Annotated in this window: 11 protein-coding genes and 1 tRNA gene; 2 read left to right on the plus strand and 10 right to left on the minus strand. The window is 63.8% G+C overall.

Annotated elements, in window-relative coordinates:
- Positions 1-674 precede the first annotated feature (674 nt).
- A tRNA-Ser gene (locus IC66_RS0131290) sits at positions 675-767 on the plus strand.
- 146 nt (positions 768-913) lie between these two features.
- On the opposite strand, the gene IC66_RS43765 is transcribed toward IC66_RS0131290, so the two are convergent.
- The 10 genes from IC66_RS43765 to IC66_RS0131340 form a co-directional block, all read right to left on the minus strand.
- On the minus strand, positions 914-1,123 hold the full coding sequence (locus IC66_RS43765) for a hypothetical protein (protein WP_080670245.1): 210 nt from the start codon (positions 1,121-1,123) through the stop codon (positions 914-916).
- A 95-nt stretch (positions 1,124-1,218) separates the two neighbouring features.
- The gene (locus IC66_RS0131295) at positions 1,219-1,485 is read right to left on the minus strand and encodes a hypothetical protein (protein WP_018321086.1); all 267 of its coding nucleotides are present in this window, start codon (positions 1,483-1,485) and stop codon (positions 1,219-1,221) included.
- 1,003 nt (positions 1,486-2,488) lie between these two features.
- Entirely contained in the window at positions 2,489-2,743 is a 255-nt protein-coding gene (locus IC66_RS47230; RefSeq protein WP_162131348.1) for a hypothetical protein, read from the minus strand.
- Positions 2,744-2,993: 250 nt separating this feature from the next.
- Positions 2,994-4,472: an Asp-tRNA(Asn)/Glu-tRNA(Gln) amidotransferase subunit GatB gene (gene gatB, locus IC66_RS0131310; protein ID WP_028143919.1), complete on the minus strand. Its 1,479-nt coding sequence runs from the start codon at positions 4,470-4,472 to the stop codon at positions 2,994-2,996.
- Complete coding sequence (locus IC66_RS0131315; RefSeq protein WP_028143920.1) at positions 4,469-4,771, minus strand: hypothetical protein; 303 nt, start codon at positions 4,769-4,771, stop codon at positions 4,469-4,471. The genes gatB and IC66_RS0131315 overlap by 4 nt, the downstream gene beginning before the upstream one ends.
- Positions 4,762-6,237, minus strand: a complete 1,476-nt coding sequence (gene gatA, locus IC66_RS0131320; protein ID WP_038950287.1) for an Asp-tRNA(Asn)/Glu-tRNA(Gln) amidotransferase subunit GatA — start codon at positions 6,235-6,237, stop codon at positions 4,762-4,764. Before gatA ends, IC66_RS0131315 begins: the two co-directional genes overlap by 10 nt.
- Positions 6,234-6,446 (minus strand): hypothetical protein, encoded by a 213-nt coding sequence (locus IC66_RS0131325; protein WP_018321091.1) that lies wholly within the window; start codon positions 6,444-6,446, stop codon positions 6,234-6,236. Before IC66_RS0131325 ends, gatA begins: the two co-directional genes overlap by 4 nt.
- Positions 6,447-6,464: 18 nt before the next feature.
- A complete protein-coding gene (gene gatC / locus IC66_RS0131330; RefSeq protein ID WP_028143922.1) occupies positions 6,465-6,752 on the minus strand; it encodes an Asp-tRNA(Asn)/Glu-tRNA(Gln) amidotransferase subunit GatC in 288 nt (95 codons plus the stop codon).
- A gap of 75 nt (positions 6,753-6,827) precedes the next feature.
- Positions 6,828-7,904 (minus strand): NAD(P)H-dependent flavin oxidoreductase, encoded by a 1,077-nt coding sequence (locus tag IC66_RS0131335; protein WP_038950288.1) that lies wholly within the window; start codon positions 7,902-7,904, stop codon positions 6,828-6,830.
- 17 nt (positions 7,905-7,921) lie between these two features.
- A complete protein-coding gene (locus IC66_RS0131340; RefSeq protein ID WP_038950289.1) occupies positions 7,922-8,899 on the minus strand; it encodes an NAD(P)H-dependent flavin oxidoreductase in 978 nt (325 codons plus the stop codon).
- A 95-nt stretch (positions 8,900-8,994) separates the two neighbouring features.
- Here IC66_RS0131340 and IC66_RS0131345 point away from each other — a divergent pair.
- A partial coding sequence (locus tag IC66_RS0131345) for a LysR family transcriptional regulator (RefSeq protein WP_038950290.1) occupies positions 8,995-9,309 on the plus strand: 315 nt, incomplete at its 3' end.

Here is a 9,309-nt window from a genome sequence, read left to right on the forward strand (position 1 = left end):
AAACGGGACGACCTCGGGATGCCCCCCTCCGTCGCTCAGTCACAATTACCGAACGTCCTTGCACACACAACAAGAGAACGCTTTGAAACGGGCCTATGAAGCTTGTTTTCCGGCGGGTGTTGCACAAATAACACGCAGATGTGATCGGAGCGCCCTCGCAACCAATTGTTTTCTTTGATGTTTTAGAGACGGTTCCTTTTGCCATCAAAGTTCCGCACTTAAGGCACCGCAAGCGAGATCTCGGCCTGGAGGGGCTTTGACGCCCTCGAATCGTAGAATCGGAGGGAGACTCAAGGAGAGCTCATCGACCTGCTCCGCGCCTCCCCAGCCTGATGCAGGCGCGGCTTCAAGGTGCACGACGAGCACCTTTGTGGATAGCGGGGCTATTGGAGCCGGCTGACGGAGATGCCACGAATCGAACTTTCGACCGCCCGCCCCCGCTCAATCGATTCTTCCAGTAAATTCAGTCTCTTACGCGAGCTAAGACGTTCTCATGGGCGGAACTATCCTTCGAGATGCGCCGGACGCTCCAACTCTGTGCCCGATTCTCGCAACGTTACGGTCACGCCCCGGGAGCAAACTGCTTTGCTGCGAAAATCGCTGGGAATATTCGAGCGAAAACACACGCTTCCAAATTGACCGGCCCGAGTAATTAGATGCATAAGGCTCGCACCGGAGAGGTGGCCGAGTGGCTGAAGGCAACGCTTTGCTAAAGCGTCATACGGTCTCAAGCTGTATCGAGGGTTCGAATCCCTCCCTCTCCGCCACCCAGCGGCAGAATCAATCAAAGTCTGGGCGTTCTTTCAACTGAATGCGCTCGTGAGGTCGCGCGAAAGCCTGGCGCAAGGATCGGCGCGGCGAGCACCAGCTCGATTCGCGCCATCTTATATGTGTGGGTATGTGTGGTCCGTGCCTACCGGTGGAACCGCCAGATGCGCCAATGCGAGGGCGAAATCAGCACCGCCTCGCCGGCCCAGACGTTGTACCAGACGCCGGACCTGCGCCGGCACGGGAACGACCAGGGCAGAATCCCCGTCTTGTGCGGACGTCCGAGTTCCAGATCGCACTCATCGGGAGCGATCTGAATCGGCAGCCATCGTCTCTTAGTGTCGGGCTCGCTCATGCCGCACGGGTCTTATGTGGCGGCACGACGAAGAAACTTGATTCAGCGCAACCAGGCCCACCCGTGCGAACACGGGTGCGGATGCAATTCTCGGTTCAGTGCGTGGAGACCCACGCCCTCGCCTCGCGCTGCGCGGCCGAGATCTCGGCATCCGACATCTGCCCGGCGACTTCCTGGCGCAGCGTCACGGCGTCCTTGCGGCCCTTCAGGGCGGCGAGGTTGAACCATTTGTGTGCGGCGACGAGATCGACGAGCCCGGAACGGCCGCTCGCCCAATAGATCCCCCGCTCGAACAGCACGTCCGACAGCGCGGTCGCGTCGATCGGCGTTGCCGTCTCCAGATCGAAAGTACCCTGAAACATAACGCATCCCCTTTTTTCTTGTGCCTTGCTCCCCCGAGCGCGGCTCCCGTCCAACTCTGATGTGCATGCCCCTTCCCGGGACCGTGCACTGTTCAACTCATCCCTTAGTCTTTTTACCCAACGCCGTTTGCCGGCTTGTTGGAGGCGATGATGATGGGCAAATTTGAATGGCAGTTTAAGTATCGCGATGAAGCAGACGTAAACGCGAGCGCGCGGCGCCGGCGCACAGAATTCAAGAAGTCCCTGATTTGCAGGCACTTCCGCGATTCGTCAGATTTGGTTTACCTTGGGATTTTGGGACATCGATAACCATCGCGCGCGGTGGGCGCCGCCTCCGCCCTGTCATTCCCCACGCGGGCGGGAATCCAGTACGCCGCAGCCCATCGATTCAACCACTGCCGTCTCGGCGCGCTGGATCGCCCGGTCGGAGCCGGGCGATGACACCGCGAATGGCAAAGCGTGGCGCAAACACCACGCAATCGGGCCTCAGCCCTTGCCTGCCCCAAGGCAGCACGACAAGAGCGGCGCGGACGCGCTGTGGTCAGATCAGCAATGTGGGGAAAAGGAATGCCGGCAATACCCCGGCCTCAGGAGAACGAGGGCGTCGGCGAACACGTCAGGACCAGATTCCACTTTGACCGCGAGGCCACTCGTGAAATTGCAGAACCGGAGAACCGGCCCCGCACCGAACGAAGAAAACTTGTTTCTTCTGCCGGACCGCAAAAGAGAACGGTCCGACCGTTGACCTGATGTCTCGCCGACACCCTCTATCGTCGACCAGAACCTCTGGGAGGCGCTGATGACGTGCCGGCTCTCGAGGAGCCGGCAACTTCAGAAGCGAAGTTACTTCTTCTTGGCGACCTTGCGGGTCTTCTTCGCAGTCTTCTTCACTGCGCTCTTCGCCTTCTTCGCCTTCTTTGCCTTCTTAGCTTTCTTGGCCATGTTGCCCTCCGATGTGTGAGATGGCTTAATCGCTGCATGCATTCGGGGATCGAGTGCACACTCATCCCGAATACACCAACACAACGAAAAAAACAGCGTCTCGCTTAAAGAAGTGTTGACGGCGCAAGGCGCGTGCGCTTGGCGAGCGCGATGCAAGCACGCTGCATGACGCGTTTGCACGATCGCGCAGAGTGCCCGCATCGTCGATGTCTGCGAGAGATGCGATTGCAGAAAACTCTATGCAGCAAGTATTTTCCTGCACGCGCGCATCGCGCACGATCGACCCGACGGTGCGCATCGTGACGGTCGAGATCACCTTGCAAAGGCATTTCGCGGACTCTGAGTCGCGATTTTTGGCAACGAAATTATTTTCATGCTTAACGGCGCGAGCGCTCGCCAGAGCGTGAGCGAGCCGCCTTTTTGCGCGAATCGCGTGACGGCGATTCGGCCGTCGCATCGCCTCTGGTCGGGATGAAGTTTGCCGCTGAGGATGCGCGCGAGCGTCGCATCACGAACCGAAAGCGAGGTGACGAAGCGTGTCCGTCACCTCGTTCGAACGCGCGACGCTAGACGCCGAGCTTGGACTTGAGCAGGTCGTTGACGCTCTGCGGGTTGGCCTTGCCGCCGGAGGCCTTCATGACCTGGCCGACGAACCAGCCGAGCGACTGCGGCTTGTCCTTCACCTGCGCGGCCTTGTCGGGATTGGCCGCGATGATGTCGTCGACAACCTTTTCGATCGCCGAAAGATCCGTGACCTGCTTCATGCCGCGGCTTTCGACCAGCGCGCGGGGATCGCCGCCCTCTTGCCAGACGATCTCGAACAGATCCTTGGCGATCTTGCCCGAGATCGTGCCCTCGCCGATCAGGTCGATGATCCCCGAGAGCTGCTCGGCGCCCACCGGAGAGCCCGTAATATCCCGGCCTTCCTTGTTGAGACGGCCGAACAGCTCGTTGATCACCCAGTTCGCCGCCATCTTGCCGTCGCGCGCGCGGTTGCCGAGCTTGTCGAGCACTGTCTCGTAGAACACCGCGCTCTCGCGCTCGGCGACGAGCACGCTCGCATCATAGGCCGACAGGCCGAGATCGGCGACGAAGCGCGTCTTCTTCTGGTCCGGCAGCTCGGGGAGCTCAGCCTTCAGCTCGTCGACGAATTCCTGGCTGAACTCCAGCGGCAGCAGGTCGGGATCGGGGAAGTAGCGATAGTCGTGCGCCTCTTCCTTGGACCGCATCGAGCGGGTCTCGCCCTTGTTGGGATCGAACCGACGCGTCTCCTGCTCGATCTGACCGCCGTCCTCCAGGATCTCGATCTGGCGCCGCGCTTCATACTCGATCGCCTGGCCGATGAAGGTGATCGAGTTCATGTTCTTGATTTCGCAGCGGGTGCCGAGCGGCGCGCCGGGCTTGCGCACGGACACATTGACGTCGGCGCGCAAGGATCCCTTCTCCATGTCACCGTCACAGGTGCCAAGGTAGCGCATGATCGAGCGCAGCTTGGTCACATAGGCCTTGGCCTGCTCGGCGTCGCGGATATCCGGTTTCGAGACAATCTCCATCAGCGCCACGCCGCAGCGATTGAAATCGATGTAGGACAGCGACGGCGACCGGTCGTGCAGCATTTTGCCCGGATCCTGCTCCAGATGCAGCCGCTCGATGCCGATGGAGACAGTGCGGCCGCCGTCGAGATCGACGATCACCTCGCCCTCGCCCACGACCGGCGACTTGTACTGGCTGATCTGGTAGCCCTGCGGCAGGTCTGGATAGAAATAGTTCTTGCGGTCGAACACCGAGCGCAGATTGATCTGCGCATTGAGACCGAGCCCGGTCCGGACAGCCTGCCTGACGCATTCCTCGTTGATGACGGGCAGCATGCCCGGCATCGCGGCATCGACCAGCGAGACGTGCGTGTTCGGCTCGCCGCCGAACGCGGTGGAGGCGCCCGAGAACAGTTTCGACTTCGACGTCACCTGAGCATGGATCTCCATGCCGATGACCACCTCCCAGTCACCGGTGGCGCCCTTGAGAAGCTTGTGCGTGGCCGTGCTCATGTCGTGCTCCCGAGCAGCGTGACAGCGATCCGCTCCCACTCCGCTTCCAATGAATCCTTTGCAGCCGGCTGGCCGGCCTGGCGGTACCAGTAGCCGGCGTTGCCGAGATCGCCCTCGACGCGGTGCAGGTAGGCGTGCACCCAGGCTGCGTCGCGACCCTGCTCGTCCTGGACGATCTTGTGGGCGCGGTCCCAGTCCCCCTTCGCGGCCCACCACAGGCCGGCGAGCGGCGCGCTCAGGTGTGGCGCGGGCGCCGCGCCGTCGAGGCTCGCGATGAACGCCGCGGCATTCACCACCACCTCGCGGGCGTGAAGCGGCCGGCCGCCTGCTCGATCACCTCGCCGAGCGAGAACAGCGTCTCCTCCTCGAACGGACGGCCGATCAGCTGCAGGCCGAGCGGCAGGCCCTGCGCATCCTTGCCGGCGGGCACCGCGATGCCGGGCAGGCCCGCCATGTTCACGGTCACCGTGAAGATGTCGTTGAGATACATCTCGACCGGATCGGCGCCGCCCTTCTCGCCGATGCCGAAGGCCGCCGACGGCGTCGCCGGCGTCAGGATCGCGTCGACGCCCCTGGCGAAGCAATCCTCGAAATCCTTCTTGATCAGCGTGCGCACCTTCTGGGCGCGCAAATAGTAGGCGTCGTAATAGCCGGCCGAGAGCACATAGGTGCCGATCATGACGCGGCGGCGGACCTCCGCACCAAAACCTTCGGCGCGGGTGTTCTCGTAGAGCTCGGTGATGTTCTTGGCCTGCTCGCGCAGGCCGTAGCGGACGCCGTCATAGCGCGCGAGGTTCGAGGACGCTTCCGCCGGCGCCACGATGTAATAGGCCGGCAGTGCGTATTTGGTGTGCGGCAGCGACACCTCGACCAGCTCGGCGCCGGCCGCCTTCAGCCACGCCGCGCCCTCGCTCCAGAGTTTTTCGATCTCGGCCGGCATGCCGTCGAGGCGGTACTCCTTGGGAATGCCGATCTTCATGCCCTTCACGGACTTGCCGATCGCCGCCTCGTAATCGGGCACGGGAATGTCGACCGAGGTCGTGTCCTTCGGGTCATGGCCGGCCATCGAGCGCAGCAGCATCGCGGAATCGCGCACGCTGCGCGCAATGGGACCTGCCTGGTCGAGCGAGGAGGCAAAGGCGACGATGCCCCAGCGCGAGCAGCGGCCATAGGTCGGCTTGATGCCGACGGTCGCGGTGAACGCCGCCGGCTGGCGGATCGAGCCGCCGGTGTCGGTCGCGGTCGCGCCCATGCACAGCAGCGCCGCCACCGCCGAGGCAGAGCCGCCGGACGAGCCACCCGGCACCAGCGTGGTGTTGCTTCCCTCGCGCCGCCAGGGATTGCCGACGGGACCGAAGCACGAGGTCTCGTTCGCCGAGCCCATCGCGAACTCGTCATTGTTCAGCTTGCCGAGCATCACCGCACCGTCGCGCCACAGCTGCGAGGTGATGGTGGACTCGTAGGTCGGCACGAAATTGCCGAGGATCTTCGAGCATGCGGTGGTGCGCACGCCCTTGGTCGCGAACAGATCCTTGATGCCGAGCGGGATCCCGGCGAGCGGACCGGCATCGCCCTTGGCGATCTTCTCGTCCACGGCCCTGGCCATGTCGCGCGCCTGCTCCGGCGTCTCCATCACGAAGGCGTTGAGCACCCGCGCGGCTTCGATGGCGCTCAGATGCGCGTCGGTCAGCTCGAGGGACGTGAAAGTCTTGTCGGCGAGACCCTTGCGGGCCTCGGCGAGCGTCAGCGATGTCAAATCGGTCATTTATTGATCGGGCTGCAGAAGAACGGAGACAGGGTCTTGTCGTTGGCCGGGTCGTCTTTTTTGGCGGCGGCATTGGCGGCGGCCTCGATCTCGTCGAGCACGGCATTGACGGCGACGTTGGGATCGGCAGCCTTGCCCTGCCGCTCCATCTTGTCGAGATAGTTCATGTAGGCCTGATAGGCCTTCTCATCGTCGCAAAGCAGACACATCGGACCACGTCCTAAAAATTACTCGACGACCTTGGGCACCAGGAAGAAGTGACCTTCGGTCGCGGGCGCGTTGGCAACGATATCGTCGGCGATCTCGCCGTCATCGACCACGTCCTGCCGCTTCTTCATCTGCATCGGGGTGACCGAGGTCATGGGCTCCACGCCCTCGACATTGACCTCGGAGAGCTGCTCGACGAAGGCGAGCATGGCGTTGAGCTCGCCCTGCAGATGCGGAACCTCGCCCTCGGAAACCGCGATGCGCGCCAGATGCGCGATGCGGCGGACGGTAGCGGCGTCGACGGACATTATATAAGGCCTCTCACGGCAAAACCTATGTGCCGTATAGCAGAGGCCGGTTTTGCGCCGCAACCGGGGCCGGAGCTACCCAGCCAGCGCTTTCATGCGGGCCAGCGCCGATTTGGCGAGATCCCGGGTCAATTCGGCGGCGGGGAGGTCCCGCCCCATGGCGATCGCCTGCCCCGCCCAAAGATTGGTGAAGTCCGCGCGGCCCTGCTTCTCCGCCGCCGCCTTCAACGGCACCAGCGCCGTTGCCGCATGGGGAAATGGCGGCGCATCCGGGCAGATTGGACCGGCTTCGCGCATCAGCCTGTTCTGGACGCCGCGGGCCGGCCGCCCGGTCATGACGTTGGTGATGACGGTGGAATCATCGCGTCCTTCCGCCAGTGCCGCGCGCCCCGCCGCGGTCACTTTGGATTCAGGACAGCGCAGGTAAGCGCTTCCGATCTGCACACCGGAGGCGCCCAGCGCGAAAGCTGCCGCGATGCCGCGCCCGTCCCCAATGCCGCCGGCCACGATGACCGGCACCTTCACGGCATCGACAATCTGCGGCACCAACGCAAGATTGCCGGGCTGCTCGCTTATCTTCTCGGTCAGGAACATGCCGCGATGGCCGCCGGCCTCCGCGCCTTGCGCGATCACCGCGTCGACACCGCGCTGGTCGAGCCAGACGGCTTCCTTCACGGTGGTCGCCGAGGCGATCACGAGACACCCGGCTGCCCTGATGCGGTCGAGGAAGGCCTGCTCCGGGAGGCCGAAATGGAAGCTCACGACCTCCGGCTTCAGCTCCTCCACGAGCGCGCAGGTCGCCGCATCGAACGGGGCCCGGTTGGCGGCATTGACCGGCGCCGCCGGATCGAGGCCATGTTCCCTGTAATAGCCCGCGAGGCGCTGCTTCCAGCGCGCCTCGGCCTCCGCCGTGAGCTCGACCTGCGTGTGGCAGAAGAAGTTCAGATTGACCGGCGCTGTGACGCCGTTGCGGATGATCCTGACCTGCTCGCGTATCTTGTCCGGCGACAGCATCGCGCACGGCAGCGACCCCAGCGCTCCGCCTTGCGCCGCGGCGATCACCAGCTCCGCATCCATCACACCGGCCATCGGCGCCAGCACGATCGGAAATTCGGTCTTGAAGAGGTCGATCAGTCGACGGTCAGGCCACATGGTTGTTCTCTCTAGGTTCAGGCGACTGACGCAATGGAGTTGCGCCGTCCGGCAAGGAGCTGTTCGGCTTCAATCGCAATCCGCTCGACGAGCTCGGCTGCGGGCGGAATATCATGAATCAGGCCAACCGCCTCGCCGGCAAAGACCGCGGCGACCTCGAAATTGCCTGCGGCCTTCGCCGCAGCATACTCGACGGCGACCTCGCTCGCGCGCTGCATCAGCTCGATCTCGCGGCCGGTCCAGCGCCTGATGTGATCATTGATCAGGGTTCGCGCGGTGAACGGGGCCGGCCAGAACAGGCTGCGCGACCAGTCGGCAATGACGCCGCGCACGGTGTCATTGCCGTCAGCTCTGCGAATATGCTCCTTGGCCTCCTGCGCCCCGTTGGCCTCCGCGCTCGCATAGAAGCGGGTGCCGATCAGCACACCGGCTGCGCCCAGCATCATCATTGCGGCAAGGCCCCGGCCGTCGGCGATCCCGCCGGCCGCGACGACCGGCACGCGTCCGGCCGCGAGATCGACGATCGCCGGCACGATATCGACGGTGGTGCGCGATGCGCCATGGCCGCCGGCTTCGGTGCCTTGCGCGATCAGGATATCGGCGCCGGCATCGAGCGCCTGCCTGGCGATGTCCTCGCTCTGCACCTGGCAGATCAGTCGCACGCCGCACGCCTTGATGCGCGGCGCGAATGGCGCGGGATCGCCGAACGACAGCATCACGGCCTGGGGGCGAGCGTCGAGCGCGATGTCGAGCAGTTCGGGCTGTTTCGCCAGGCTCCAAGTGATGAAGCCGATGCCGAACGGCGCAAAGCCCTTCAGCTCTGCGGCCTCCGTCTGAAGTCGGACACGGTCACCGTATCCACCACCCAGGATGCCGAATCCGCCGGCCTCGCTGACAGCGCGCGTCAGCCGGCTGCCCGCGATCGTGTCCATGGGAGCCGACAAGATCGGATGTCTGATCCCCAGCAACTCCGTCAGCGGCGTGGCAATCGGCATGAGTCCTCCTGCTCTGGACAGGAAGATTAGGCGCGAATATCATTCTTCAAAATTGAATTCTACAGAACGCTGCCATCTCAAAAGAGAAACGGGCCATGGAACTCAGCGATCTCAACACCTTTGCCGCAGTCGCCCGCACCGGCGGCATCACTCGCGCCGCGGAAGAGCTGAACACCGTGCAATCCAACGTCACCCAGCGCGTGAAGGCTCTGGAGGCGGAGATCGGCACACCGCTGTTCGAACGCCACAGCCGGGGCATGACGCTGACCGGCGCCGGCAGGCGCCTCCTGCCCTACGCGCAACGGATGGCCGCACTCTCGCGTGAAGCCGTGCTGGCCGCGCGCGACGATGGCGCGCCAAAGGGACCGCTTGCGATCGGCTCGATGGAGACGACCGCAGCGGTGCGGCTG

Source organism: Bradyrhizobium genomosp. III, assembly GCF_000261705.1.
In the GTDB taxonomy this organism is placed as follows: Bacteria; Pseudomonadota; Alphaproteobacteria; order Rhizobiales; family Xanthobacteraceae; genus Bradyrhizobium; species Bradyrhizobium ottawaense.